The organism is Streptomyces eurocidicus, assembly GCF_002891295.1.
GTDB classification, from domain to species: Bacteria; Actinomycetota; Actinomycetes; order Streptomycetales; family Streptomycetaceae; genus Streptomyces; species Streptomyces eurocidicus.
Window position 1 is genome coordinate 111,127 of sequence record NZ_LGUI01000006.1, and the last position, 26,845, is coordinate 137,971.

Annotated in this window: 22 protein-coding genes and 1 pseudogene; 12 read left to right on the top strand and 11 right to left on the bottom strand. The window is 73.1% G+C overall.

Annotation, left to right across the window (positions count from 1 at the left end; genetic code table 11):
• Positions 1 to 10: 10 nt before the first annotated feature.
• Together AF335_RS19860 and AF335_RS19865 are read left to right on the top strand one after the other, a co-directional pair.
• Positions 11 to 1,318 carry a type I glutamate--ammonia ligase gene (locus tag AF335_RS19860; protein ID WP_221505864.1) on the top strand — a complete coding sequence of 436 codons (1,308 nt, stop codon included), beginning with the start codon at positions 11 to 13 and terminating at the stop codon, positions 1,316 to 1,318.
• Between the two features lie 72 nt (positions 1,319 to 1,390).
• The gene (locus AF335_RS19865) at positions 1,391 to 2,518 is read left to right on the top strand and encodes an amidohydrolase family protein (RefSeq protein WP_102919779.1); all 1,128 of its coding nucleotides are present in this window, start codon (positions 1,391 to 1,393) and stop codon (positions 2,516 to 2,518) included.
• A 12-nt stretch (positions 2,519 to 2,530) separates the two neighbouring features.
• Here the strand turns inward: AF335_RS19865 and AF335_RS19870 are convergent, their stop codons facing one another.
• From AF335_RS19870 to AF335_RS19880, 3 genes are all read right to left on the bottom strand, one after another.
• Positions 2,531 to 3,955: a hypothetical protein gene (locus AF335_RS19870; RefSeq protein ID WP_146045576.1), complete on the bottom strand. Its 1,425-nt coding sequence runs from the start codon at positions 3,953 to 3,955 to the stop codon at positions 2,531 to 2,533.
• Positions 3,956 to 4,168: 213 nt separating this feature from the next.
• Positions 4,169 to 5,185, bottom strand: coding sequence for a methyltransferase (locus AF335_RS19875; RefSeq protein ID WP_102919781.1), 1,017 nt, complete (start codon positions 5,183 to 5,185; stop codon positions 4,169 to 4,171).
• 207 nt (positions 5,186 to 5,392) lie between these two features.
• Complete coding sequence (locus AF335_RS19880; RefSeq protein WP_102919782.1) at positions 5,393 to 6,400, bottom strand: trypsin-like serine peptidase; 1,008 nt, start codon at positions 6,398 to 6,400, stop codon at positions 5,393 to 5,395.
• A 319-nt stretch (positions 6,401 to 6,719) separates the two neighbouring features.
• Here AF335_RS19880 and AF335_RS19885 point away from each other — a divergent pair, with 319 nt between their 5' ends.
• Positions 6,720 to 7,889, top strand: coding sequence for a glycoside hydrolase family 6 protein (locus tag AF335_RS19885; protein WP_244927097.1), 1,170 nt, complete (start codon positions 6,720 to 6,722; stop codon positions 7,887 to 7,889).
• A gap of 186 nt (positions 7,890 to 8,075) precedes the next feature.
• Here the strand turns inward: AF335_RS19885 and AF335_RS19895 are convergent, their stop codons facing one another.
• On the bottom strand, positions 8,076 to 9,875 hold the full coding sequence (locus tag AF335_RS19895; RefSeq protein ID WP_102920087.1) for a glycosyltransferase family 2 protein: 1,800 nt from the start codon (positions 9,873 to 9,875) through the stop codon (positions 8,076 to 8,078).
• A 416-nt stretch (positions 9,876 to 10,291) separates the two neighbouring features.
• Between AF335_RS19895 and AF335_RS19900 the strand changes: the two genes are divergently transcribed.
• Both AF335_RS19900 and AF335_RS19905 read left to right on the top strand, forming a co-directional pair.
• Positions 10,292 to 11,833 carry an AMP-binding protein gene (locus AF335_RS19900; protein WP_102919784.1) on the top strand — a complete coding sequence of 514 codons (1,542 nt, stop codon included), beginning with the start codon at positions 10,292 to 10,294 and terminating at the stop codon, positions 11,831 to 11,833.
• Positions 11,834 to 11,983: 150 nt separating this feature from the next.
• Entirely contained in the window at positions 11,984 to 13,498 is a 1,515-nt protein-coding gene (locus tag AF335_RS19905; RefSeq protein WP_102919785.1) for a carboxylesterase/lipase family protein, read from the top strand.
• Positions 13,499 to 13,751: 253 nt separating this feature from the next.
• Here the strand turns inward: AF335_RS19905 and AF335_RS19910 are convergent, their stop codons facing one another.
• Positions 13,752 to 14,330: a TetR/AcrR family transcriptional regulator gene (locus AF335_RS19910; protein WP_102919786.1), complete on the bottom strand. Its 579-nt coding sequence runs from the start codon at positions 14,328 to 14,330 to the stop codon at positions 13,752 to 13,754.
• A gap of 218 nt (positions 14,331 to 14,548) precedes the next feature.
• Here AF335_RS19910 and AF335_RS19915 point away from each other — a divergent pair, with 218 nt between their 5' ends.
• Positions 14,549 to 15,718, top strand: coding sequence for an agmatine deiminase family protein (locus AF335_RS19915; protein ID WP_228773524.1), 1,170 nt, complete (start codon positions 14,549 to 14,551; stop codon positions 15,716 to 15,718).
• A 78-nt stretch (positions 15,719 to 15,796) separates the two neighbouring features.
• Here the strand turns inward: AF335_RS19915 and AF335_RS19920 are convergent, their stop codons facing one another.
• Entirely contained in the window at positions 15,797 to 16,024 is a 228-nt protein-coding gene (locus AF335_RS19920) for a DUF1737 domain-containing protein (protein WP_102919787.1), read from the bottom strand.
• A gap of 204 nt (positions 16,025 to 16,228) precedes the next feature.
• Here AF335_RS19920 and AF335_RS19925 point away from each other — a divergent pair, with 204 nt between their 5' ends.
• The gene (locus AF335_RS19925) at positions 16,229 to 16,702 is read left to right on the top strand and encodes a carboxymuconolactone decarboxylase family protein (protein ID WP_102919788.1); all 474 of its coding nucleotides are present in this window, start codon (positions 16,229 to 16,231) and stop codon (positions 16,700 to 16,702) included.
• Between the two features lie 95 nt (positions 16,703 to 16,797).
• Here AF335_RS19925 and AF335_RS19930 read toward each other — a convergent pair whose 3' ends face one another.
• The 4 genes and pseudogenes from AF335_RS19930 to AF335_RS19945 all read right to left on the bottom strand — a co-directional run bounded on the left by AF335_RS19930 (position 16,798) and on the right by AF335_RS19945 (position 20,405).
• Entirely contained in the window at positions 16,798 to 17,166 is a 369-nt protein-coding gene (locus AF335_RS19930; RefSeq protein ID WP_102919789.1) for a DUF6355 family natural product biosynthesis protein, read from the bottom strand.
• 246 nt (positions 17,167 to 17,412) lie between these two features.
• Positions 17,413 to 17,727, bottom strand: a pseudogene (locus AF335_RS19935) (TROVE domain-containing protein); the annotation flags it as partial.
• Positions 17,728 to 18,330: 603 nt separating this feature from the next.
• The gene (locus AF335_RS19940; RefSeq protein WP_102919791.1) at positions 18,331 to 18,999 is read right to left on the bottom strand and encodes a TMEM175 family protein; all 669 of its coding nucleotides are present in this window, start codon (positions 18,997 to 18,999) and stop codon (positions 18,331 to 18,333) included.
• Positions 19,000 to 19,559: 560 nt separating this feature from the next.
• On the bottom strand, positions 19,560 to 20,405 hold the full coding sequence (locus tag AF335_RS19945) for a hypothetical protein (RefSeq protein WP_146045577.1): 846 nt from the start codon (positions 20,403 to 20,405) through the stop codon (positions 19,560 to 19,562).
• 141 nt (positions 20,406 to 20,546) lie between these two features.
• Between AF335_RS19945 and AF335_RS19950 the strand changes: the two genes are divergently transcribed.
• The 4 genes from AF335_RS19950 to AF335_RS19970 all read left to right on the top strand — a co-directional run bounded on the left by AF335_RS19950 (position 20,547) and on the right by AF335_RS19970 (position 24,828).
• Entirely contained in the window at positions 20,547 to 21,707 is a 1,161-nt protein-coding gene (locus tag AF335_RS19950; protein ID WP_102919793.1) for a methyltransferase, read from the top strand.
• A gap of 322 nt (positions 21,708 to 22,029) precedes the next feature.
• Positions 22,030 to 23,514, top strand: a complete 1,485-nt coding sequence (locus AF335_RS19960) for a hypothetical protein (protein ID WP_102919795.1) — start codon at positions 22,030 to 22,032, stop codon at positions 23,512 to 23,514.
• Positions 23,515 to 23,998: 484 nt separating this feature from the next.
• Positions 23,999 to 24,334, top strand: a complete 336-nt coding sequence (locus AF335_RS19965; protein ID WP_228773534.1) for a winged helix-turn-helix transcriptional regulator — start codon at positions 23,999 to 24,001, stop codon at positions 24,332 to 24,334.
• 29 nt (positions 24,335 to 24,363) lie between these two features.
• Complete coding sequence (locus AF335_RS19970) at positions 24,364 to 24,828, top strand: hypothetical protein (protein WP_102919797.1); 465 nt, start codon at positions 24,364 to 24,366, stop codon at positions 24,826 to 24,828.
• Between the two features lie 214 nt (positions 24,829 to 25,042).
• Here the strand turns inward: AF335_RS19970 and AF335_RS19975 are convergent, their stop codons facing one another.
• Entirely contained in the window at positions 25,043 to 25,498 is a 456-nt protein-coding gene (locus tag AF335_RS19975; RefSeq protein WP_280524638.1) for a YidB family protein, read from the bottom strand.
• A 196-nt stretch (positions 25,499 to 25,694) separates the two neighbouring features.
• Here AF335_RS19975 and AF335_RS19980 point away from each other — a divergent pair, with 196 nt between their 5' ends.
• Positions 25,695 to 26,507, top strand: coding sequence for an NAD(P)H-binding protein (locus AF335_RS19980; RefSeq protein ID WP_102919799.1), 813 nt, complete (start codon positions 25,695 to 25,697; stop codon positions 26,505 to 26,507).
• Positions 26,508 to 26,845 lie beyond the last annotated feature (338 nt).

Below are 26,845 nucleotides of genomic sequence, written 5' to 3' on the forward strand. Positions count from 1 at the left end.
AGCGGCGCGCCTGACCGCGCGGAACATCCACGGCATCGCCCTCACCTGGGTCGACAACTCCGGGATCACCCGCGTCAAGACCATCCCCACCGCCCGGCTCCCGCACACCGCGCGCTGGGGCGCCGGAGCCTCCCCCGTCTTCGACGTCTTCCTCTCCGACGACTCCGCCGTCACCAGCCCCCACCTCGGCGGCCCCGACGGCGATCTGCGGATCTTCCCCGACCTCTCCCTCCTCACCCCGCTCGCGGCGCAGCCCGGCTGGGCCTGGGCCCCCACGGACCGCTACGAACAGGACGGCACCCCCTACACCGCGTGCCAGCGCCAGTTCGCCCGGCGCATGACCGCCCGCGCGACCGCCCACGGCCTGCACCTGCGCATGGGCATCGAGACCGAATGGACCGTCACCACCCGTACGGGCACGGCCGCGGGCGAAGAGGAGCCGTACGCGGGGCCCGGCCCCGCCTACGGCATGACGCGTCTGGTGGAGCTCTCCGACTACCTCGACGACATCCTCCAGGCGCTGGCCGCCCAGGACATCGAGGTGCTCCAGCTCCACCCCGAGTACGCCCCGGGCCAGTTCGAGGTCTCCACCGCCGCCACCGATCCGGTGACCGCCGCCGATCACACCGTCCTCGTCCGCGAGACCGTCCGCGCCGTCTCCGCCCGGCACGCGCTGAGGGCTTCCTTCGCGCCCGTCACACGGGCGGGAACGGTCGGCAACGGCGCCCATCTGCACCTGAGTCTGTGGCGGGACGGCGTGAACCTGTGCCGGGGCGGCGCGGGCCCCCAGGCCATGACCACCGTGTGCGAGTCGTTCCTCGCCGGGATCCTCCGGGAGCTGCCCGCCCTGCTGGCCCTGGGCGCGCCGCTGCCCGCGAGCTATCTGCGGCTCACCCCCTCGCGGTGGGCCGGCGCCCATCACTGCTGGGGCGTGGAGAACCGCGAGGCGGCGCTGCGGTTCATCCCGGGACCGCCGCACGACCCCGACGCGGCCAACGCCGAGATCAAGTGCTTCGACCCGGCCGCCAACCCCTATCTGGTCATCGGGAGCGTCATCGCCGCCGGCCTCGCCGGGCTCGACGACGGTCTGGCGCTCCCGGCCCCGGTCGCCGGGAATCCCGGTACCACCGGCTCCGCTCCGCGCCTGCCCACCTCCCTGCCCGAGGCGCTCGGCCACTTCACCCGCTCCGCCCTGCTGCGCGACGCGCTCGGCACTCCCCTCTTCGAGGCGCTCCTCGCCATCCGCCGGGGCGAGCACGCGCTGACCGAGGGCAAGGACCCGCAGGCGCTCGCGGACGCCCTCCGCGGCCGCTACTGAGGGGGCCGCCGGGGTAGGAGGGCACCTGAGAGAGCAGGCGAGAAGGACCGGAGACGCGAAAGGACGGCACCGATGGACACGATCGAAGCCCCCGCCCGCCTGGTGGACCACCACTGCCACGGCGTCGCGCGCCATGCCCTGACGGAGGCGCGGTTCGCCTCCTACCTCACCGAGTCCGACGCTCCGGCGGCCCCCGGCACCACCTTCTTCGACACCCAGCTGGGGTTCGCGCTGCGCCGCTGGTGCCCGCCCGCGCTCGGGCTCCCCGCCCACTGCCCGGCGGCCGACTACCTGGCCCGGCGCACCGAGCTGGGCACGGACGAGACGACCCGGCGGCTGCTCCGCGCCACCGGCATCACGGATCTCCTCGTCGACACGGGCCTGTCCGGCGGGCTGACCACACCGGCCCGGCTCGCCACCGTCTCCGGTGCGCGCGCCCACGAGATCGTACGGCTGGAGACCCTCGCGGAGGCCGCCGCCGACGCGGCCGGCAGCGCCCAGGAGCTCGTCACCCTGCTGGCCTCCGGGGTCCATGACGCGGCCGGCACCGCCATCGCCTTCAAGTCGGTGATCGGCTACCGCCACGGACTGGACTTCGCGCCGGAACCACCCACCGACCAGGAGGTCCGCCGGGCCGCGGACCGCTGGCTCGCCGGCCGACGGCCGGGCGGCCGGCTGACCGACCCGGTCCTGCTGCGCCACCTGCTCTGGACCGCCGTCGCCACGGGCCGCCCGCTCCAGTTCCACACCGGGTTCGGCGACCCCGACCTACGGCTGCACCGCTGCGACCCCCTGCTCCTCACCGACTTCCTGCGCGCCGTGCGCCCCACCGGCTGCCCGGTGGTCCTCCTGCACACTTACCCCTACCACCGCAACGCCGCCTATCTCAGCCACGCCTACGCCCATGTCCACACCGACATCGGCCTCGCCGTCCCGCACGTCGGGGCCCGCGCCCTCGACGTCCTGGCCGAGACCCTCGAACTGGCGCCGTTCGGGAAGCTGATGTTCTCGTCCGACGCCTACGGCCTGCCCGAGCTCTATCTCACCGCGACCCGCCTTTTCGGCCGGGCCCTCGGCCGCCTGCTGTCGGGCTGGGTGGACGACGGCGCCTGGACCGCAGGGGACGCCCGGCGCGTGGCGGACCTGATCGCCTCGGGCAACGCGCGGCGCGTCTACGGTCTGGAGCCCGCCGGGGCGTAGCGGTCCGCCCGGTCAGCGGGCGGCGGCGGGCGGCGCCTCCCGCAGGGCCCGCAGGCGCGTGCGGACGTCCTCGGCGGCGTCCCGGCCCCCGGGGACCTGCTCCCAGAGCGCGAGCAGGTCGGTGGCCAGGCCGGGCGCCTGCCCTCCGCTGTGCTGCCAGCAGTAGTGCGCCCGCTTCACCGCGGCGAGCGCCTCGCCGTCCGCCGGGCCGCCGCGGGCCAGCCGGGCCCGTGCGGCGGACATCCACAGCCCCGCGGCCCGGCCGTGGTCCCCGGCGAGCCGGGCGAGGTCGGCGCGGACCTCGGTCCACAGACCGGCCTCGGGGCTGTCCGGGCCGTATGTGCGGAGGGCCTGCTGCTCCCAGGCGGCGGCCATCGCCGCGGCCTCGTTGTGCCGTCCGGCGCGGGCGGCGGCCAGGATGCCGGGCAGCAGATCGTCCCGCGCCGGCACCGCGGCCGCCGGCGCGGGGGCGGCGGGTACGGGGTTCGCCGTGCGCGGGGGCCCGGAAGCGCGTACGGACCCGGTGGCCCGTACCGGCTCGGTGGCGCGTACGGAATCCGGTCCGTGCACCGGCTCCGCGTCGCGTGCGGGCTCCGGGGCCCGCACCCTGCCCGGGTCCCGCGCGGGTTCCCTGTCCCGCACGGGCTGCTCGGGCACGCGCGCGGGTGCCGGGGCGGGCTCCCGCGCCGGCACGGCCAGGGGTACGGGCGTGGACACCGGCATCGGTGCGGGCGCGGTCACCGGGGCCGGTGCGGCGGCCGGGTTGGCCAGCAAGGGGCCCACGGGGCCGTACTGGAGGGTCAGGGTCCGCTCCCCCGGCGCCGCCAGGTCCAGCGCCTGCCGGTGCACCGCCGCCACGTCGAGCACGGGCCCCCCGCCGGGGTCGCCGGCGCGCAGGACGTCGAGGAACGCGGAGGTGTACGGGCCCGCTTCGCGGAACGGCGTGGCCGGGGCGGGCGTGACGACGCCGAACAGGGGCACCCCGTCGGCCAGTTGCCCGCCGCTCGCGGCGGCGGCCACCTCGGGCCAGGCGGCGGTGTCCGCCTCGATGTCGGCCAGCACCACCAGGGGTCCCGGGTGGGCGCGCAGCGTCCGCGTGAGCCACGCCCAGGGCAGGCCCGTGTAACGGACCGAGCCCGGGGTGCTGCCCGAGAGCCCCAGGTGCAGCTCCTTGGCGCGGCGCGACGGCACCATCAGCCGTCCGGTCACCCAGACCAGCAAGGGGCCCGGACCGGCCGCGGCGTGCTGGAGATAGGCGAGCACGCTCTGCGGGCCGGAGATCCCGGGCAGCTGCACGACGTCGACGGACGGGGTCGCGAGGAAGCGGCGGGGGTCCGCGCCCGCCAGCGCGTGCGCCGTGGGGTTCGGCACCGCCCCCCGGGACCGGTCGGGTGTGCCGTCCAACAGCAGCACGCAACCCCGAACAGGCTCACTCACAGCGCACATCCTTCCGGCCGGTGCCACAACCCATCCCCGGGAACTGTAGAGGCCACGGCCTCGATCCGGGCCCAGACCTCGTGTCTTCCCCCTTTCCCCCCGTGGCCATACCAGCAGATATGCGCGCACGGCCGGGTCTCCCCCGAATCGCCCGCCGCACAGCGCCATATGTCGTACGGACGATGGGATCCGGCGTCGCGGCCCGGCGCCCCGTCAGACCGCCGCGGCCACCACGACGGAGAGCGAGGAGTCCGTGGGACGGATGCCGGTCAGTTCCAGCCCGGCCTCCGCGAACAGCTTCCGGAAGTCCTCCTCCCCACGCTCCCGGCCGTTGAGCGAGGCCATCATCAGGAGGTCGAGGACCTTGGCGTAGGAGGGCTCGTTGCCGGGAGCGACGACGGTGTCGACGACCAGGAGCGTGCCCCCTTCCTTCATGGCGGCGCGGCAGCCGCGCAGGATGGCCAGGCACTCCGCGTCGGTCCAGTCGTGGAGGATGCGCTTGAGCAGGTAGATGTCGGCGCCGGCCGGCACGGAGGAGAAGAAGTCGCCGGGTTCGGTGCTCCAGCGCCCGGCCAGTTCGGGTATGTCGAGGCTGTGGTCGCGCAGGACGTCGGCGCGGTCGTAGAGGATGCCGGTGAGGCCGGGGTTGCCCAGGAGGACGCGGCGCAGCAGGCCGCCGCGGCCGCCGCCGACGTCGACGACGGTGCCGGTCCCGGGGAAGTCGTAGGCGGCGCAGGTCGCGGCGTCGTCTCCCTCGGAGACGCTGGCCATGCCCGTGTGGAAGGTCTCGGCGGCGTCGGGGGTACGGGCGAGGTGGTCGAAGTAGGGGGCTCCGTAGAGCTCCTCGAAGGTGGTGCGCCCCGCGCGCACGGTGTCCTCCAGGCGCCCGGCGGGGGTCCAGAAGAACTCCTCCGTGAGCATGATGACGCCCTGCCTCATGGAGGAGGGGGCGTCGGAGCGCAGGAGTTCGGCCGCGGGGGTCAGCCGGAAGGCGCCGTCGGCGTCCTCGCGGAAGATGCCGCGGGTGGCCAGGAGGCGCAGGACGCGGCGCAGGTGGGGGGCGCTGACGCCGAGCGGGCCGGCGAGCTGTTCGGGGGTGCGCGGGCCGCCGGTGAGGTGGTCGGCGACCCCGGTGCGGGCCGCCGTGCGCAGCGCGGCGGAGTGGAGGTAGGCCAGGGCTTGCTCGCTGAGCTGTGTGACGAGGGAGCTGTCCGGCTGAGGGGTGTTCATTCGGAGCCTCCTGTTGCCCTTGCGTTCGCTGGTCGCCGACAACCTTGGCCCGAAGGGGTGCGGGGCCGCCAGAGCGTGTCGGCCCGCCGGCCGGTCCGCGAAGCGCTCCGGGGGACTTCGGAAGGCTCCGGAGCGCCTGGGCAGGCATGACCGACCGGCCGGTCCGGGGCGTCCCGGGTGTCCGGCCGGTCGTCTCGTGCGGGGCGGCTAGACCTTCTGCGCCGCCGACTGCTCGTAGAGGCTCTTGACCTCGTCGCCGAAGAACGGGCCGAACATCCGGTTCGGCAGGAAGGTGTAGCCGAAGCTGTTCACCGATGCCTGGAGGCCGGAGCCGGTGGCCTCGTCGAAGGAGGCGAACCAGGGGCCGCCGCTCGAACCGCCCGTCATGTTGCAGGCCAGGCCGTGGTCCTTGCTGAAGAGGAAGTCCTTGGCGGTCTTCCCGCTGCAGTAGCTGAGCTGCTTGCCGTCGTACGGCGCGGCGGCCGGGAAGCCGAAGGCGTACATCTCCTGGTTGTAGGCGCCGTTGAACTGCAGGCCCTGGGCGCCGACGACGTCCGCGAGCCGCTTGCCGTCGAGCGGGGCGACGACGGCGGTGCCCACGTCGTAGTTGATGTCCTCACTGGCCACCCACTGCGGCGTGGAGGCGGTCTTGGCCGCGCTCCACGTCCCGTAGGGGGCCTGTCCGTCGTGATAGGCGGGGACGAAGGTCCAGTTGGTGTGCCAGGCGCCCTGGTACTTGACGCAGTGCCCGGCGGTGATCACGGTGCTGCCGTTCTGGCTGGTGACGGCGTCGCCGGAGCAGGAGGCGGTGCGGCTCCCCATCGTGAAGAACACCCGGCCGGAGGTCTTGACGACGGCGCCTCCGCCGGTCCAGGCCCCGCCCGGCTGCGGGTTCGCCCTGGTGTCCGCGCGCGGGGCGGCGGCCGGGGCGGTGGGCCCGACGGTCGACAGGGGCCCCTGAGCGCGCGGGGTTCCGCGGGCGCCGGGCGCGGTGCCCGGGAGGAGGTCGAGCGGGGTGGCCGAACGCATCCGTTCCGGTGTCCAGAAGTCGCGGACCTTCTGGTGCTCGGCGGCCGAGGCCGCGGCGGTGTGCGCGGCGGCGCGGCCGGCCGGGGCGGCCGGGGCGGCGGCGGCTGTGATCGGCTGGATCCCCGCGGCGAGGGTGGCACCGGCGGCCAGGAGGACACCGGTGGCGGTGCGGAGGGAACGTCTCACGCGTACTCCTTCTGCCCGGGCCGCGCGGGTGTCGCGCGGCGGTGGGGGGCCGGACCGCGGCGGGCGCGGTCCGGGCAGACGAGCGGTGCGGATACGAGGGTGCGTGAGGGAGGGTCCCACGGGACGGCCGAATTGTCAGGCACGCATCAAAGCATGGCCGGATGCCGTCCTCCGCGCGCGGCGATCGCGATCCATCGCTCATCGACGGACCGCCTCCCGTTCGGCGTAGCACAACAGGTTCTGACGGTCCGACACCTGACAGCCTGAAAGGGACAGGGCCCGAGCCGAAGCGAACTCCAGGGAAAGTCAGGGGGCTCACGTGAGGAAGAGACCCGGTATCCGACGGAGCGCCACGGGGCGTACCCGTACGCTGCTCCGGCGCGGGGCCGTCCCGCTGGTGTGCGCCGGGGCGGTGTGCCTGCCGGGCCCCGCCGAGGCCCGCACCTCGCCGGACGACGACCACGACGCCACGGCCCCCTTCTGGGTGGAGCCCGCGGGACCCGCCGTCTGGCAGGAGCGGATCTGGCAGGAGCGGGGCCGGGAGGAGGACGCGGCCTCGCTGCAGCGCATCTCCGACCGGTCGACGGCGGTGTGGCTCACCGACCGCGACCCCAAGTCGCAGGCCGAGCAGATCACCCGCCGCGCGGAGCGCGCGGGCCGCATCCCCGTCCTCGTCGCCTACAACATCCCGCAGCGCGACTGCGGCCAGTACTCCTCCGGTGGCGCCCCCGACGCGGCGCACTACCGCCGATGGGTCTCACGCGCGGCCGAGGGCATCGGCTCGCGTCAGGCGTGGGTCGTCCTCGAACCCGACGCGCTCGCCCAGTGGGCCTCCGGGTGCGTCCCCGAGGCGGCGGCCAAGCAGCGGCTGGCACTGCTGGCCGAGGCCGTACGGATCTTCAAGGAACAGCCGGGGACCGCGGTCTACCTCGACGCGGGCAACCCCGGCTGGATCTCGGACCGCAAGCGCCTCGCGGAAGCGCTGAACAGGGCGGGCGTCGCGCAGGCGGACGGGTTCGCGCTCAACGTCTCCAACTTCCACACCAACTCGGTGACCAGCGCCTACGGTGACGAACTGTCCGCGTTGCTGGGCGGCGCCCATTACGTCGTCGACACCAGCCGGAACGGGAACGGTCCGCTGATGAGCGGCGGGGGCTCCCCGGACCCGGCGAAACCGGCGGGGGCGGGGGCGGGGGCGGAGCCGATCGGTGCCCCCGCGGGGCTGAACGGCCCGCCGGGCGGTGCCGACGACGGGAAGGGGCCGGACCCGGTCCAGGGAGAGCCCTGGTGCAACCCTCCGGGGCGGGCGCTGGGCACACCGCCCACGACGTCCACGGGGAACCCGCTCATCGACGCGTTCCTCTGGATCAAGCGGCCGGGGGAGTCCGACGGCGCCTGCCGAGGCGCCCCACCGGCCGGCCGCTGGTGGGCCGACTACGCGCTCGGGCTCGCGAACACGACGCCGTCGGGGGCGGCGGGGACGAAGTAGGGGGGCGGGTGTTTTCCCCTACCCGCCCCTTCCCGAATGTCCTCAAACGCCGGACGGGCTGATTTCAGCCCGTCCGGCGATTGAGGACCGGGGTCCGGGGCGGAGCCCCGGTATCGGGAAGGGGCGGGGCTGGGGAAAAGCCCCGCGCAGCGGCACCCCCCACCCCGACGCCCTACCCCGGCCCTCCTACCCCGGCCGCCGCTGCCCGAAAAACGGCACCCCATCCCCCACCAACCCACCGGCTACCCACCGCCGCCGCACCAACCCCGCCCCCCAAATCCCCACCGGCCCCACCGCCGTCACCAACGCCAGCACCGCCCACACCCGCATCGCCGGATACGCATGCCCCCACACCACCGACGCCACCAAACACAACCCGAACACACCCGCCCACCCCAAATGCGTCCGAAACGTCCCCACACAATCCGGCGACGCCGAATCCCCCTTCGGCGTCACCACAAAACCCGACCGACGACGCAACAACGCCTGCCCCAACGCCCGCGCATACAACGGCGCCGACACCGCCGACATCACCATCCCCGCCACCCCCGACGAACCCACCGGCTCATGCGGACTCACATTATGACGACGATTCACCACATACAACGCCACCTGCAACGCCGCCGCATCCCCATACAACATCAACCACACCTCCGACGGCACACTCACCCCCGCCGCACCACACCCCAAAAACAACACACACGACACCCCACCCAACACCCACGTCAAACCCGCAACCGGATAAAACGCCACCAACAACAAATAATTCCACAACCTCCCCGGCGACAACGACCACACCACCCGACCAAACTGACACAACAACGTCTCAAACGTCCCCCGCGACCACCGCAACTGCTGCGAAAAGAAATCCGTCCACGACGACGGCCCCTCCCCCACCGCCAACACATCCGGCGTATACACCGAACGCCACCGACCACCCGTCAACGGATTCCGCCGACAATGCACCTCCAACCCCGTCGCCATATCCTCCGTAATCGAATCAAAAAACCCACCAATCTGCCGCAACACACTCACCCGCACACAATTAGACGTCCCCACAAACATCGGCGCCCCATACCGATTCCCCGCCCGCTGCACCAACGCATGAAACAAAAACTGCTGACTCTCCGCCCCCTTCGTCACCCGCGACACATAATTCCCATACACCTGCGGCCCCACCACAAAACCCACATCCGGATCCCGAAAATACCCCAACATCCGCTCCAAAAAACACGGCAACGGCACATGATCCGTATCCACACACGCCAAAAAATCATAACCATCACCATGCGCATCCAACCACGCATTGTAATTACCATGCTTCGTCCGCGCCCGAAAACGACCCGACACCCGATTCCACCGCGCCACCCCCTTCCGCGAAAAATGCCGCACCCCCAACCGCGCACACAACGCCCGCGCCCCCGGATCATCACCCTCATCCAGCAACCACACATCCACCACCCCCTCATACCGCACCCCCACCGCCCCCTCCAACGTCGCCGCCACCATCCCCAACGGCTCCTTCCCCGGCACAAAACTCGTACAAAAAGCCACCCGACCCCCCGGCTGCGCCACCACCGGCACCGGATCACACGCCACCCACGACGCATGCGCCACCGACACCACATTCACCACCCGAAACACCTCAACCAACCCCACCGACACCAACATCAACCCATCCACACACCCCCACCACCCACCCCGCACCACCCAATGCACCGGCCACAACAACCACACCAACAAACCCACCGAAACCAACGGCGCCAACCCCACCAACAACCCCACACGCCAGACAGCCCCGGCCTCCGCGCGCAGGACCTCGCCGGCATCCGCGGTGGCGGCCCCCCGACGCCCCATCAACCGCCGGTAGCCCACCCGGTACACACCGGCCGGGGGCTCCTCCAGCGGCCCCGCCAGCCGGCTGTACCGCTCGTAGTCGTAGCCGCCCCCGCTCCCCGCCGGCCCCGCGCCGTCGGAACCGGGCATCGAGACCTCGCCCGCCGGGCCGGGCACACCACCGCCCGGATCCGATCCGCCCTCACCGCTCACCGCGCGATGCCCCGACACCCGCACACCACCCACCGCAACCACCACCCACTCCCCCACCCCACTCACGATTGGACGAACTATCAGATCAGTAGCAAAAACCTAACAATCCGCCCATGACTCATCTGACCATCACACTCGACACACCCCCATAACCACCCACATAGCGCACAGGGGCACCCGGACCCGCCGCACTGCCGATATCGCCATGACTCCCGGGTCGTTGGCCTGATTTCGACGTTTCAGCCGGGGGACTCCTAGAAGGGGCGCTCGCTCACTTTGAGCCCGCGATCATGGACGACTATCATGAGAATTGGTTGCCTTAGTCAACTGATGCCCCCTGAAAGGAAATACGCATGACCGTCGCAACGCGGCAATTCCGCACACATGTGGAGCGGAATCTCGATGTCCTGGGAGCCGAGCCCGGCCGAACCGCCGTGCTGCACAAGGACCGCCGCTTCTCCGCGGGCGAACTCCGGGGCCTCGTCTACCGGATGGCGCGGGCGCTGCTCGCCCAGGGCGTCCGACGGGGTCAGGTCGTCACCCTGCTCAGCGGGAACCTGCCGGAGACCATCGCCGCGCGCTACGCCGCCAATCTCATCGGCTGCCCGGTCAACCACCTGTACAACAAGCTGTCGGCCGAGGTGCAGACCACCATCGTCCGCGATGTCGAGACCCAGGTGCTCGTCGTCGACACCGCGTACGCCGCGCGGGCCGCCGAGATCACCGGCCGGGCGCCCGTCGCGCACGTGCTCACCCTCGGCCCGTCGGACATCGGCAGGAGCCTGCTGGACCTGGCCGCCGAGGAGTCCGCCGAGCCCTTCCCCGGCCTGGCCCGCCCCGAGGACATCTGCACCATCCGCCACACCGGCGGCACCACCGGCCATCCCAAGGCGATCTGCACCTCCTTCGGGCAGGTGCCGGCGCAGGACGACGCCATTCCGGGCTGGGCGGGCCCGGTCCGCTATCTGCTGTGCACCACCCTCGCCCACGCGGGCGGCACGATGGCCGACCACGCACTGCGCTCCGGCGGCAGCGTGCGGCTCCTCGAGGACTTCGACGCCGCCATGGTGCTGGCCACGATCGAGCGCGACCGCATCACCCACACGTTTATGCTGCCGCCCCTGCTGTACCAGCTGGTGGACCACCCGGACTCGGTCGGCACGGACACCTCCAGCCTCACCCACATCTGGTACGGCGGCTGCCAGTCGTCCCCCGCCCGGATCGCCGACGCCCTGCGGCGCTTCGGCCCGGTGCTCAACCAGTTCTACGGGCAGAACGAGGCCGGCGGCATCAGCCGGCTCTCCGCCGAGGACCACGACCCCGACCGCCCCGAGCTGCTGCGGTCCGCCGGCAAGGCGCTGGACGGCGTCGAGATCGCCATCCGCGACGAGGCCGGCGACGACCTGCCGCGCGGCGAGCACGGCGAGATATGCGTACGCTCCTCGGGCATCATGCAGGGGTACTGGAAGCAGCCCGAACTGACCGCCGAGGTGCTGCGCGACGGCTGGCTGCACACGGGTGACGTCGGCTATCTGGACGAGGAGGGCTACCTCACCATCGTCGACCGGCTCAAGGACATGATCGTCGTGGTCGGCGGACACGTGTACACGACGGAGCTGGAGGACCTCCTCAACTCCCACCCGCAGGTGCGCCAGACCGCCGTCTTCGGCGTCCCGGACGCGAACCGGATGGAGCGGGTGCACGCCGCCGTCGTCCGGGAGCCCGGCGGCGACCTCGACCAGCAGGCGTTGCGCGACATGGTCCGCGCGGCGCGGGGCCCGATGTACGAACCCGAGCGCGTCCTCTTCGTCGGCATGCTGCCGCTCACCGACGCGGGCAAGCCGGACAAGAAGCTGCTCCGCCGCCAGGTGGAGTCGGAGCCGGCCGCCGCCTGACCGGGTCGCCGGCACCGGCGGTCACGGCGTGTCGCACGCCGAAGTGCCGCACCTCCGGTAGGTCGTGTTGTGCCGGGCGCCGTCGATCGTGTTCGCTGTCGTGCCGGACCCGGACGGCGCGACACCCTGGACAGCGTGAAGGAGCGGCCCATGACCGGCACCGGTGTGCAGGTCCGTACCACCGCCGGCACGGTGGCGGGACTTCGGGAGGGCGAGGGGCTCGCGGTGTTCCGCGGCGTGCCCTTCGCCCGCCCCCCGGTGGGCACCCTGCGGTTCGCCGCGCCCCGGCCGCCCCTGACCTGGGCCGGGGTGCGGGACGCCACGGCCTTCGGGCCGCCCGTCCCGCAGTCCGGGCCCGCTCCGGTGGGCTCGCTCACGGGAGAGAACTGGCTGACGGTCAACGTCTGGTCGCCCGACCCGGGTGCCGCGGGGCTGCCGGTCCTGGTGTGGATCCACGGCGGTGCCTACGCCGCCGGGTCCGCCGCCGACCCGCTGTACGACGCGGCGCTCCTCGCCCGGCAGGCCGGTCTCGTCGTCGTCACCCTCAACTACCGGGTGGGCGCGGAGGGGTTCGCCGCGCTCGAGGACGCCCCGGCCAACCGCGGCCTGCTGGACCAGATCGCGGCCCTGCGCTGGGTGCGGGAGAACATCTCCGGGTTCGGGGGCGACCCGGACCGGGTCACCGTGTGCGGCCAGTCGGCCGGCGCGGGGTCGATCGCCTCGCTGCTGGCCGCCCCGCCGGCCCGGGGCCTCTTCCGCCGGGCGATCGCCCAGTCGGTGCCGGGCCTGTACTTCACCCCCGCGCTCGCCGCCGACATCGCCGCCGTCCTGGCCGGCCGGGTCGACGCGAAGCCCACCGTGGAGAGCCTATCGGCCGTCGCACCGCAGCGGCTGGCCGACGCGGCGGGCGCGCTCACCATGGAGCTGGACGAGCACGTGGGCCGCTGGGGCCGGGCCGCACGGGGCGCGGCACTCTTCGCGCCGGTGGTCGACGACGACCTCGTGCCCGACGTGCCCTGGCGCGCCGTGCGCGACGGGCGGGCAGCGGACGTGGAGCTGCTGGTCTGCCACGCGCGGGACGAGTTCCGGCTGTTCATGGTCATGACCGGACGGCTCGGCGCCGTCACCGAGGAGGAGGCCACCGCGACGCTGCGGGCCTTCGCCCCCGGCCCGGGCGGTGAGGACGCCTACCGGGAGAGCTTCCCGGGCGCCTCCGCCGGTGCCCTGTTCGAGACGGTGTGCGCGGACGCCCTCTTCCGGATGCCGAGTCTCCGGCTGGCCGAGGCGCACTCCACCGCGGGTGGCACGGCCTACCTCGCCGAACTGTGCGGGCAGTCGCCCGCGCTGGGCGGTGCCCTGGGCTCGTGCCACAGCCTCGACGTGGCGCTGTTGTTCGGTACGTTCGGCAGCCCCGCCGGGCGGGGGCTGCTGGGTGAGGGCGCGCCGTCCGCGGGGACCGTCGCGTTCGCGGACGGCCTCCGCCGCGCCTGGGCGGCGTTCGCGTACGGCGGCGATCCCGGCTGGCCGGCCTACGAGCCCGGGCGGCGCCCCACCCGGCTGCTCGGTCCGGCCGCGAGCACCGCCCCGTACCCCGAGGAGGCGTCACGGCGGATCTGGGACGGCCACGGGATCGAGCCGTTCGACCTCGCGCGGCCGCACCGCTAGGCGGATTCGATCCGCGCGCCGAGGCGCGGCGCGCCCAGGCCCTCGGGCCGCGCCCGCCGCACGCGCCGACCCTGCGCGCCCTCCTCCGCGCGACCGCGGTGATCACGGCCCGGTCGCCCCGAGCCCTTCGACGGGCGGCCACCGCGTCAAGGGACCGCGCCCTACGGATCGGCCGTAGCCGCCACCCGGCCCATCGGCCGCCGCGGAGCGGACCGGGCCGCCGGTGCCGACCGGCCAAGGGGCCGCGGCCGGCTCAGGGGCGCGGTCCGAGTTCCGCGGTGATGGCGCCGCGCAGGAGTTCCCGGGCGCGGTCCAGGGGGAGGGTGCCGCTGAGCCAGCGTTTGCTGAGGCCCTCGACGAGGGTGGTGAGGCGCTCGGCCGCGTCCTCCGCGGACACCTCGGGCGGAACGCCGTCACCCCGCTGGGCGCGGTCGATGAGGTCGGCCGCGTAGTCGGTCCAGCGTGCGGTGGCGGTACGCAGTTGGTCGCGGAATTCGGGCTGGAAGACGGCGGTGGCGCGGAGCTCGCCCCAGGCGGTGCTGTTCTCGACGACGACCGGGGTGTCCTGCAGTTCCAGCAGCAGCATCTCCTCGAGATGGCCGCGGGGGTCGGTGTCCGGGTCCGTGGCGGGGTCGGTGTACTGCTCGGCGCGGGTGCTGATGAACTCCAGCGTGTGCGACAGCAGGCCGGCCCGGTCCTGGAAGTGGTAGTAGATCAGCGAGGTCGACACGCCGGCTTCCTCGGCGAGCTCCTCCACGCGCAGGCCCCTGATGCCGCGCTGGGCGACGACCCGGGCGGCGGCCTCCAGGATGACGGTACGACGACGGGACATGCACTCACTTCCGGGGGTTTTGGGCTTACAGGCCATGCCACTGCCTGCACCTTATGCTACTTTCCCTTCCTGACTGAAATTTCAGTCAGGAAATCCCGGAGCGCCGGCGAGTGCCACCTCCGCCGCTCTCGGTAACGGGTCTGTCGCCCTGCGCGAGCCGCGCCCGAGCGGCCGCGCGACACGGAACTTTCACTGTTCGTCCTGGCACTGGAGTCGCCTTGTCCCCCCACTTCCTGTCCCGCCGTACCGCCCTGCGCGCCTTCGCCGGTGCCGGCGCGCTCGCCTCCGGGGCGCTGGCGGCCTGCCGGTCGCAGGACCCGCCGCAGTCCGGTCCCGCCGCTTCCGCACGCCCGGCCTCCCGGCCGGGTGCCGACCGCCGGTTCCCGGCCGAGTGGGAGAGCCACGCGCGTACCTTCATGTCCTGGCCGGCCCTGCGGCGGGTCTGGAGCCTGGACCTGCGCTACGTGCGTGAGGACATCGCACGGGTGGCCCGGGCCGTCGCCGAGTACGAGCACGTCGTGCTGCTCGCCCGGCCCGACCAGCAGGACGCCGCCCAGCGGGCCTGCGGCTCCCAGGTCGAAGTGATCCCGCTCCCGGTGGACGACCTGTGGGCCCGCGACACCGTCCCCGTCTTCGTCGAGGAGTCCGGCAGGACCGTGGGCGTCGACTTCAATTTCAACGGCTGGGGCAACAAGCAGAAGAAGCACGACAGTGACGCCGCGGTCGGGCGCTCCCTGCTGCCGAAGTACAAGATCCCGCGTGACACGGCCCCGCTCGTCGCCGAGGGCGGCTCCTTCGAGACCGACGGCCAGGGCACCCTGCTGGTCACCGAGAGCTCGGTCGTCAACGACAACCGCAACCCCGGCAAGAGCCGGGAGACGATCGAGGCGGAGCTCAAGCAGGCCCTGGGCGTCAAGAAGGTGATCTGGCTCGCCGGAGTGCGCGGCCAGGACATCACCGACGCGCACGTCGACAGCCTCGTACGGTTCACCGCACCCGGTGTGGTGCTGCTGGACAAGGCGTTCCCCGGCGCCCCCGCCGACGTCTGGTCACGCTCCGCCGACCAGGCCAGGTCCGTCCTCACCGAGGCCACCGACGCCCGCGGTAAGCGCCTGGAGATCATCGACCTGCCCCAGCCCGACCCCGACCGGATCACCGGCACCGGAGACGACTTCGTGTCCACGTACGCCAACTTCTACGTGGCGAACGACGCCGTCTTCATGCCGCGGTTCGGCGACAAGCGCGCCGACGACCGGGCACGCGGGATCCTCAAGGAACACTTCCCCGGCCGTGACGTCGTGCCGGTGGGCATCGACACCATCGCCGCCGGTGGCGGCGGCATCCACTGCTCGACCCACGACCAGCCCGGCGAACCCCCCGCCCACTGAGCGAGCGTGCTCCTGCCCATGGGGCAGGAGCACGCTTCCCGGTGCGCGTCGCCACTCATCCAGCCGGTGCGGCCCTCCTCACGTCAGGGGCCGATCGGCACCGCGGCCGCTCACCGGCTCCTTCGGCCGTGATGGCCAGACGAGTGCCTGGGCGACGATGACGCTCTCTCCGTTGAAGGTGACGGCGGGGCCCCCGTGCAGCTCGTAGCCGAGGCCGATCGCTTCACTCACACGCCGGCAGAAGCCGGCGTCGTCCGGTCCGGTGAGGACCCTGTAGACAGGCAGTCCGTCTGGTGGTGTGTGCATGAGCAGGAGGATCCCAGATGCGCGCGCCCGCTGCGGCAGGGGGGCGGCACGGCCGAAGCCGATCGCTCCCAGGGTCGTTGACCAGGGCGGGGGCCCACTGTCGCGGCACGGCGGGAGTGACGTACGTCGCAGGGCGTTCATGTCACAGTTCGCCGGGCTGCCTCGTCATAGGTGTGAAACCGCACAACGGCAACGGAGCGCATCATGGAAGCACGTCTGAACCCCTTCACCAACCCGGTCCTGGGCAAGGTCTTCAAGCACATCATCGCCGCGGGCAAGGTGCTCGAGGGTTCGGCCTTGCCGGCCTCGACGCAGGAGCTGGTGAAGCTCCGCGCCAGCCAGATCAACGGCTGCGGCTTCTGCACCGACATGCACTTCAAGGACGCCGTGCACGCCGGGGAGTCCCCGGAGCGCCTCAACCTGGTGGCGGCCTGGCGGGAGGCCACGGTGTTCACCGATGCCGAGCGCGCGGCGCTGGAACTGACGGAGGAGGCGACGCGCATCGCCGACGCGGCGGGCGGTGTCCCGGACGAGGTCTGGGCGAACGCCGCCAAGCACTACGACGAGGACCAGCTCGGCGCCCTGGTGGGTGTCATCACCGTCATCAACGCCTTCAACCGCGGGAACGTCATGCTCCAGATGCCCGCCGGCGACTACCAGCCCGGCCAGTTCGGATAACCGGCGGATGCCGCCTGGGGCGGACGGCCGGGCCGTCCGCCCCAGGCGCGGGGACGAGCGGCCCGTCGCCCCGACCGTGGCGGGCGGCGGCTCGGTCAGGGTCCGGTGTCCCCCGGGTGGGAGCAGAGCCCGCCACGGTAGTTGCTGTCGTACCAGGCGCCGGTGGCGTCGGCGTCCAGGTTGGTGCGGCCGGGTCCGGCGCAGCGGTGGTAGTTGGACCGGGGGAACCGCTTGACCTGGATCCACACGTTGGTGTTGGTGGCGCAGTGCTCGTAGTAGGCCCGTTCGCCGCCCCTGCTCTCGTTCCAGCCGCAACCCGCGGCGTAAGCCTTCTCACCGGCCTCGGAGAACGTCACGGCCGCTGTCGTACGGGCGGAGGCCGGTGCCGATGCCAGGCCGCCGATGGCCAGCGCCGCTGTGACGGCGGCTACCGCGCAGTGTCTTGCCCTCAGAAAGAAAGTCATACGGCTACGGCTATCGGGTACCGCTCGGTACGGGAAAGCGCCGGCAGGCTAAACCCCTCGGACGAAGGATCGTCTTCGGGGTTCCGCGCGGCCGGCGGCCCGCACCCGGCGGTCCGCACCACCCCGCTGCGGCCGGGTCGCCGGCACCTGCGCTCAGTCCTCCCAGGGCCAGTGGGCGTCCCGGCCGCTCTCGAGGAGCGGCACCATGCGGAACGCCGCGTCGGTGAGGCCGCCGAAGGTGTGCCGGTCGGCGGCGCCGACGAGGGAGGCGGTGCGCATCCGGCCGTCGCCGCGCAGCCACGCGAGGAGGCCGGCGGTCCAGGACGGGTCCTCGACGGCGAGCTTGCGTACGAGCGTGACGAACCGGTCGTCACGACTGGTGCCGCTCTCGTGATGCGTCTGCTGGGACACGAAGTCGGCGACCGCGAGCAGGAACAGCTCGGAACGGTCGTCCCGCGCGTGCCCCTTGCCGCCGAGGTGCGTGCGAGTGCGCGGCCCGGCCGTGGTCACGGGCGAGACGGGCCCGGCCGGCTTGGGGGCACGGATGTTGAAGCGTGCCATGTGAATTCCCCCGAATTCATCCGGGTAAGCACGGCACAAGGGCGTCCGAGATCACAAGGCCGGCGACGGTACAAGACAGCCGCTCTTCCTGACTGAGCTACACCAGCCCATGGCTGGGACGGGATTCGAACCCGCGGCCGGCTGTTCCCGGAAGTAACCGTCACCTGCGCACCGGACGCCCCGGCGCCGCGCCTCCCGAGTTCAGAGCGGCCACGGCATGGGATTCGAACGCAACGAAGTAGCCGCGGCCCGCGCACCGGGAGGTGCGTGAAGCGTATGTGTCCAGAGATCGGGGCGACGGAACCGACAAGGCGCTCTGGCCCCTGAGCTACACCGGCCTGCGTGCCGACGGCGGGATTCGAACCCACGGCCTCCCGATGAGGAGTCGAAGTAGGTCCCGTCTTCGCACCTGGACGGCACTCACTCCAGGAGTACGGGCGTCGGGGACGCCAAGGGTTTTCGCGCCGGACGATGCCCCGGCCCGATGCCCCCCCGGTCCCCGTGTGCTCATCGCAGCAGGGCGGTGCGCGGAGCTGTGCCAGGCCCCGTGCACGAGGACGAAGACGGTGCGGGCCCTTTCCTGCGCGATCCCGGGCGGGCAACTCAGGTCCGTGGCGTGTCCCCGTCGTGCGGGTCCGGGTGACCTGCGGGAACGGTGCGCAGGCGGGAGATCAGCGCTCCGCCGTACGTGGCGACCGGCGGGGCGAGGAGCCACAGGACGTAGGCGTAGGGAAAAACCCAGGCGACGCCGGCGCTGAGGACGAACCAGAGGCCGACCGCCCAGGAGTCACCGGCGTGCCGGCGGGTTTCCGCGGGGTCGCCGGCGGCCGGACCGGTGCCGCCCGCGATCTCCTTGAGGACGGCCTCGCAGAAGACCATGGCCGCCATCGTGGAGGCGAACAGGGTCTGCGCCAGCGGATTGCCGATCGACGCGCCGATGAGCGCTGTCGGGAAGGGAAGGAACGCGACCAGCAGCAGGAACGGCGCGTGCCAGGCCGTGAAGGTCTTCGACAGCCGGCCGATCCGGTCCATCAGGTTGTGGTGGCGACGCCACACGGACCAGAGAAGGATGAACGCCAGCGCGAACGCCACGTAGGAGCCCCGCTCGTCCACCAGGAAGCTCCCCAGCGTACGGACCGACGCCGACTCCTTGTCGTCCGGGCGCTCCAGCTCGACAGCCAGCAGCGTCATCGCGATCGCGAAGATCGCGTCCGTGAAGAAGGCCAGCCTCTCGGGTGAGAACCCCGGCTGCGGCCGGGCACGCCCGCTCATCCAAACCCCTTTACGTCAGGGCTGCGCATGTGGTCTTGGGGAGTTACCGGTCGCGGGGGGAAAGCAGGCCGAGGATGACCCTGGCGTGAGGGGTCGGCGACAGGTGGGGGTAAAGCGGCCTTCCGGAGCCCCCCGGAAGGAGAACTCGCGTGCACACGTGACGCGTTGGCATCCGAGGCGGCGCGGTCCGGTGCCCGGTCCAGCCTACCTTTTCCGGCGGTCCTGATGACAGGAAACTCCGCCTTGGGACGGATGTCGCGCTTCGGCACCCGTCGGCCTGCGGGCCGGGCAGCCGACGGGTGACCGGCGGAGCGGCCCGGGTACAGTCGCCCGATGGTGCGCATCGGCTTCCCCCTCACCACCGCCCGGCTGACACTCCGTCCGTTCCGGCCCGAGGACGCCGAGGACGCCCGCGACGACCTGGTGTACCCATGCTCCGGCGGGAGCGGGGCCGGGTCCGCGGGGCACCCTGAGCGGGGTTCCGGGGCCCGGCATCCCGCGTACACCGCACGGAGAACCCGCGCGCCGGGCTCCTCCGCGCGGTGTACGCGCCGCCCTGATCAGAGGCGCGGCGGCGCGAGCCGCGGCGGGGCGTCCGGCGAGTCCGCGCCGGGCTCGGCGCGGAGTTCGGCCGCCACCGCGTCCGTGCGTGCGCGCAGGGCCCGTACCCGCTCGGCGGCCGGGGTGCCCGCGGCCGGCGCCTCGGCCGGCAGCACCGGTACGCCGTTGGCGCGCGCGGTGGCCAGCAGGCTCTCCGTCACCTCGCGCTGCTGGGCGAGCAGCGCGGTGGTGAAGACGTTGGCCCGGATGGTCTTCTTCACTCCGAGCGTGCCGCGGTAGGTGATCTCGCAGGCGATGTCGACGGAGTCCATCCGCTGTTCGGCGGCCTGTTCCAGCGCGGCGAGCATGACCGCGGCCAGGCCCTCGACCACCTTGGTGACGACCCATTTGCGGCCGGGCAGCATCGGGAGGACGTCCCGGATACGGTCGATCTCGGCGTCGAGGACGTCGGTCGTCATGGCGCTGAAGGCGTCGTGCAGCTGAAGGTGGACCACCTTCGACCAGGGGATGTCCTCGCCCTCGAAGCCGACCGAGTCGGGGCCGAAGCGCAGGGCGCCGATGCCGTCGAGGCGGCGGAGCACCTTGGCGGTGACGGCGGGCACCCGGGGGTGCCGGCAGATCAGGGCGCCCAGCGAGAACTCCCACTCCACCGGTGTGGGCGCGGCGGGCGCGGGCAGCGAGCGGAGCACGGAGAGCACCCAGTCGCCGGAGGCCGTGGTGCCGGCGCGGCCGGCGTCGACGCCCCGGGCGACCACGCCCCGGCCGGCGGCCACGGCGTCCTTACCGACGGTCACCGCCGCGCTCACCGAATCGCCCAGAGTTCTTGCCCGATTGACTATCCCCATGCCTCTTCCCCCGGTCTCACCTGCGACGACGTTATTTCGGCGGGGCGACACTCTACCCATGGCGGAGAGTGCCGAGCGCCGCGCGCGGCCGGGCCGCCGGGTTTGGCCGGGGTGCCGTGGACTGGCTAGCCTGAGGGCACGATGAATCGTTTCACGACGCCACAGGGTGAGTACGAACTGACCCGTTTCCCCGAGGATCCCCGCGACCGGCTCCGCGCCTGGGACTCGGCCGACGAATACCTTCTGCGCCACCTCGGGGGTATCGACGCCGATCCCGTGGACCTCTCGGGCACCGTGGTCGTCGTGGGCGACCGGTGGGGTGCCCTGACCACCGCTCTCGCGGCGTACGGCCCGACGCAGATCACGGACTCCTACCTCGGCCAGGAGGCGACCCGGGCGAACCTGGCGCGCAACGGCGTCGCCGCCGGCGCGGTGCGGCTGCTGTCCACGCGGGACACCCCGCCGGACCGTATCGACGTGCTGCTGGTCCGGGTGCCCAAGAGCCTGGCGCTCCTGGAGGACCAGTTGCACCGGCTGGCGCCGCGCGTGCACGCGGGGACGGTCGTGGTCGGCACCGGGCGGGTCACCGAGATCCACACCTCGACGCTCACGCTCTTCGAGCGGATCCTGGGGCCGACGCGGACGTCGCTGGCGGTGAAGAAGTCGCGCCTCATCTTCTGCGCGCCTGACCCGGAGGTCACGTCCGGCCGGGGCGCCAACCCCTGGCCGCACAGCTACGCGCTGCCCGACGGCGTCGGGGTGGTCTCCGGCCGGACCGTCACCAACCACGCGGGCATCTTCTGCGCCGAGCGGCTGGACATCGGCACCCGCTTCCTCCTCCAGCACCTTCCGGTGCGCCGGGGCCCCGAGCGGGTCGTGGACCTGGGCTGCGGCAACGGCGTGGTGGGCACGGCGGCGGCGCTGGCCAACCCCGAGGCCGAGGTGGTGTTCGTCGACGAGTCCTACCAGGCCGTGGCGTCCGCGGAGGCCACCTTCCGGGCGAACGCCGGGACGGCCGCCCCGGCGGAGTTCCGGGTGGGCGACGGTCTGTCCGGCGTGCCGGCCGGCTCGGTGGACCTGGTCCTCAACAACCCGCCGTTCCACACCCATCAGGCGACGACCGACGCGACGGCCTGGCGCATGTTCGAGGGCGCCCGCGAGGCGCTGCGCCCGGGTGGCGAGCTGTGGGTGGTCGGGAACCGGCACCTCGGCTACCACGTGCGGCTGCGGCGGCTCTTCGGCCGCTCCGAGGTCGTGGCGAGCGACCCGAAGTTCGTCGTCCTGCGGGCCGTCAAGCACTGAGCGCGCTCCGGCCCGCGTGCCCGTCATGAGCCGTCGCCCGTGGGGCGGTCGGCGGTGTTCTCCGTGCGGCGCACGGTCCCGGTACGACTCCGGGGCCGTGCGCCGTACACGTATTCCCGGCCGGGCGCGGAAGTGATCCAGATCATGGTTTCGGCGTCGGTGAATCGAATGGACGACGCGCCTCCGCATGGCATGATCATGCAGATCGTTACCGGCGGGTAATCACTTGCCCGTCCGATGCCGTATGCCGTGTTGACGCGGGCCGAAGGTACGGACCAGTCCCCCTCGCCCCGCCCCCACCTCACGCTCTCGAGGATCCAAGGTGCGCATTCCCAGCAGAACCATCGCTTTACCCGCTCTGACCGCCGCGTCCCTCCTCGTCGTCGGCTGCTCCGCCGCCGGACCCGCCACCACCGCCTCCGGCGGGGGTGCGGAACCGGCCGCCACCACACCGCCCCCGGCCGCGGAGCGGCAGCTCGCCGTCAAGGCGGCGATACCCGAGGGGTCCGGCACGCCCAGCGCCGTGGCCCATCCCTCCGGCGGCGGCCGGCAGGCGGAGAAGTCCTCCCTCAAGGTCGCCTCGTACGACCGGAAGAGCGGACGCGCCGTCATCTCCGGTGCGGCGAAGCCCGCGCGGAAGCCCTCCGCCGCCCATCCGGCGGCACCGTCGGCCCCGGCCGGCCCGGCCTCCCCGTCGGCGTCCGCCGGGGGGCCCGGCCGGAACTCCTCCGTGGCCGTCGGCGACATCATCGCCAGCGCGCCCACGCCCGGCGCCCCCGACGGCGTCCTGGCCAAGGTCACCCAGGTGCTGGGCAGCACCGACAAGGGCACCGAGGTCAACACGACCCCGGCCACCCTGGGGGCGCTGCTCGGTGACGCCAAGGCCGACGGCAAGGTGCCCGTCGACCCCTCGGCCGTCACGGTCGAACCGCTCGTCCAGGGCACGAAGGTGTCCTGGGCGAAGACCGGCGACGTCCGCTTCGGGCCCAAGGGCGGGAAGGTGCCCCTGGGCAGCCTCCGGATCGACGTCGGCACCTCGATCGCCACGGCGAAGGGCGCCCCGGTCTCGGCCGCGGCGTCCGCGTCGGGCTTCGTCCAGCTGGCTCCCGAGGTCGACTTCTCGTACGACGGCCGGGGCGGTTCGGGCCTCTCGCCCGGTTCCGCCTCCCTGGCGCTGGCGGGTGACTGGACCTCGGGCTGGGAGCTCAAGGGCCAGGCCGCCGCGACCACGGACGCCAAGCCGCTGCGGATGCCGTTCGCCAAGCTCAAGGCCACGCCCGTCATCCAGGTGGGCGCGGTGCCGGTGGTCGTGAACGTCGGTCTGACCTGCTACCTCCAGGTCGACGCGGACGGCCACGTCAACGTCGACATCAAGCAGGACCTCAAGGGCGGGTTCCGCGTCGGCGGCGACTACACCCATGCCAAGGGGTGGACCCCGGTCAACACCTCCGACATCACGGCCACCTCGCCGCGGGCGACCGTGAGCGCGGCGGGCAAGGTGAAGGCGACCCTCGGCACCGAGGCCAGCCTCGGTCTGTACGGCACGGTCGGCGTCACCGCCGACGTCGCGCCGTACCTGCGGGCCGAGGCCGAGGGCGAGGCGTCCGCCGCCATGGACGGCAGCGCCTCGGCGGCGGGCAAGTGGAAGGCGTTCGGCGGCCTGGATCTGAGCGGGGCCCTCCAGGTCCAGCTGAAGATCTTCAACACGCCGATCTTCGAGAAGCCCGTACCGCTGGGCGCCCTGCACCGCGAGTGGAAGATCGCGGAGGGCGCCGGCGCGGTGTCCACGGGGGCCCGTCGCCGCTGACGGACCGGGTCCGGGAGCCGTACGGTACGGCGTCATGACGACGCCGCACCGTACGGCTTCGCGCTTTCCTGACACCTCTTCGGGAGCGCTCCCCCGGCAGGCGGGTGGTGCGTTTCCCGGCCGCGCGCTGGGGTGTGCGTGCCTTGGCGCGGCCGGGACGGATGTGCTGCGGGTGCCTGCTACGACGGGGCGGCTCGCACGTTCCTCGCGGGTAGAAAGCAGCGGGGCGCGCCGGTCGGCGCGCTCGGGGCCGTGCGGAGGGGTGGGAGATGTTCGGTGGGCGAGGTGTCGTGGTGGCTTCGTGCTCCCCGGTGCGGGCAGGGAGGCGCGCCGGGCGCGTGAGTCCTGCAGGGGTGCGGGGCGGCACCGCGGCGGGTGCGCCGAGGGTCCTGGGCGGATGAGAGCGGAGGGGCGAGGGGGCACCGTCGTGGCGCACGCCGCCGTCGAGCTGTCCGGGCGGCCGGGGACCGAGGCGTGCCCGGTCATGGAGGTCCTCGACCATGTCGCGGGAAAGTGGAGCATCGGGATCCTGGTGGCCGCGGGGCGGGGCCCGGTCCGGTTCACCGAGCTGGAGCGGGTGGTCACGGGCATCAGCCGACGGGTCCTCACCCTCAATCTGCGCAGGCTGGAGCGGGACGGCCTGCTCGACCGCACGGTCTATCCCACGGTGCCGCCCCGGGTGGAGTACAGCCTTACCCCGCTGGCCGACGAGCTCCATGTGACGCTGAGCGGGCTCGTGGACTGGGCGGAGCGCCACGGCACGGCCGTCGCCGCCGCCCGTGCGGCCCACGACGCGTCCGCCACGGGCCGGCGCGGCTGACCCGGCACGGCCGCCTGATACGGAGGAGCATGGTGTTCCGTCTGGAGCGGGGCTCGACGGGCTTCCGGGACGCGCGCGGCCGGGCCCTGACCCGGGTCGAGCCCACGCTCTTCCGCGCCGTGTGCTTCGCGGCGGCGCGGGAGGCCGGCGGGCGGCTGAGCGAGGTGGCGCCCGCCACGCGCCGGACGTTCCACTCCGCCACGGTCACCGAGGAGCACGGGCGCCGGCTGACCGTCCTGTGCCACGCCCATCTCCCGCTGATCGCCTTCACCGAAGGGCCCGTTCCGCCCGGCGACCCCGTGCCGGGTTTCGCCCCGGTCCCGGTGTGGTCGGATCCCTTCCGCACCGCGGGCTTCCGCCTCCTGGAGGCGGACGAGCTGGCCACGCCGATGACGCGGGCCGACGTCACGGCACTGGCCTCCACGGAGCTGGCGGAGATCGGTTACCACCAGCCGGAGCGCGCGGGGGACGCGCTGTTCAACTGGTGGGACTGACACGCACTCGACGACCGGGCCGCACACCGCGGCGTACAGCCGGGGCGTACGCCACGGTGTGCGGGGCGCACGGCCGGGTGGCCGGGCGCCGGGGTGCGGCTGAGCGGGCTTGGCGAAGTCCGGTGCGGTTCGGCAGCGCCCGAAGGGGCGCGGGGAACCGCGCGACCGGCCACGACGCACCCGCAGACGGCGCACCGGACTGTGAGCGGAGCGCTCAGCCCCGGCCGAGGAGGTCCTCCAGGGACCCCTGCGGCACCTCGCCCTGCGGGGTGAGCTTGTCGACCGCCTCGGGGAGGACGCCCGCGATCTCGTCGGCGGCCTGTTCGGGCGAGAGGCCGGCCTGCTGGGCGATGTGGTCCAGCGTCTGGGTGGGCAGGGCCTGCGCGACCTCCGGGCCGCTGAGGGACGCGTTCTGCCCCGTACCCACCCAGGAGTCGGCCTTCTCGCCGAGACCGCCGTCGCGGAGCTGGTTCAGGAGGCCCGCGAGGGGGTTCCCGCCTCCGTCGCTGCCGAGCGTGCCGAGGAGGGCGCCGAGGATGTTCGCGCCCCCGCCCTTGCCCCCGCCGCCGAGCAGTCCGCCCAGCAGACTTCCCAGGTCGTTGTCCGCCATGTCTCCTGCCTTTCCTGGAAGCGGGCCGGGGCGCCGCGGCGTACGCGCCGCCGCCGTCACCCGGCCGGTGACTCCCCCACACGCCTACCCCGGGCGGGCCCGCCCGGACCGGCGGCCGTGGCATGTTCACCCGGACACGTACCGGGCCTCCGGCGCGGCCCGCGCGGGACGGCGGCGGGACGGTCCGGACGATCTCCTATGCGCCCCGTCCTCTCGCCCATGGAGTCACGTCCCGCCCACCGGTTGACTGACCGTCATGACAGAGATCCTCGTACTCGGCGCCTCCGGCAAGACCGGCAGCCGCGTCGTCCCCCGCCTCCGCTCCCTCGGCCACTCCGTCCGGGCCGCCTCGCGCTCGGGCGCCACCCGCTTCGACTGGGCCGACCGCACCACCTGGGGCCCCGCCCTCGCCGGCGCGGAGGCCGTCTACCTCGTCCCGACCGAGACGCTCGGCCTCCCCGAGCGGGCGGCCTTCGTGACCGCCGCCGAGGAGGCGGGGGTCCGGCGGCTCGTCCAGCTGTCGGTGCGCGGCATCGACGAGGACAGGGTGCCGCCCACCGAAGCGGCGGTCCGCGAGTCGGGACTGGAGTGGACGGTCCTGCGCCCCTGCTGGTTCGCGCAGAACTTCGCGGCGGCGGACTTCTTCCTGCCGGAGGTCCTGGCGGGCGAGGTGGCGACGCCCGCGGGCGACGGCCGCGAGCCGTTCGTCGACGCCGAGGACATCGCCGACGTCGCGGTGGCGGCGCTCACCGCCGACGGTCACCACGGGCGGACCTACGAGCTGTCGGGGCCGGAGACGCTGTCGTTCGCCGAGGCGCTGGCGCTGATCGGCGAGGCCGCGGGCCGCGACGTCCGGCACCGGCACGTGCCGGTGGCCGCCTATGTCGCGAGCCTCACCGGGGCGGGCGTCCCCCAGGAGGACGCCGAAGCCGTCGCGGGCTTCCTCGACGGCATCAGCAGGGGCGCCGACGACTTCCTGAGCGACGGCGTGCGGCAGGCCCTCGGCCGGGAGCCACGTTCCTTCCGGGACTATGTGAAGACGACGGCGGCGGAGGGCGTCTGGGCGTGACGACCGCTTCCCGCCCGGTGGATTCGCAGCTACGACGCACCCGGAGAGGGGCTTCGGGAAGCCGGTGCCGCTTCCCGAAGCCCCGGCCCCGCGACGGAGGGCTCCCCGCCGACGGGACGCCAGGGCCTGGTGAGCAACTCCGGTGCGGGTCAATACCCATCGGGAGTGAACCACCGGTCGGTTCGGGGCACGCGTGCGCGCCGAGGCGCACGCGACAGGGAGAAACCGTTTCGCCAGAAGGTGCCGTTCACGCTTTCGGGCTCACCCGGGTGCCGCACGGTCACGCCTTCCGCTTCACCGCTTTCCGGCACCCGGCCGGCAGCCGGTGGAGCGCCCCG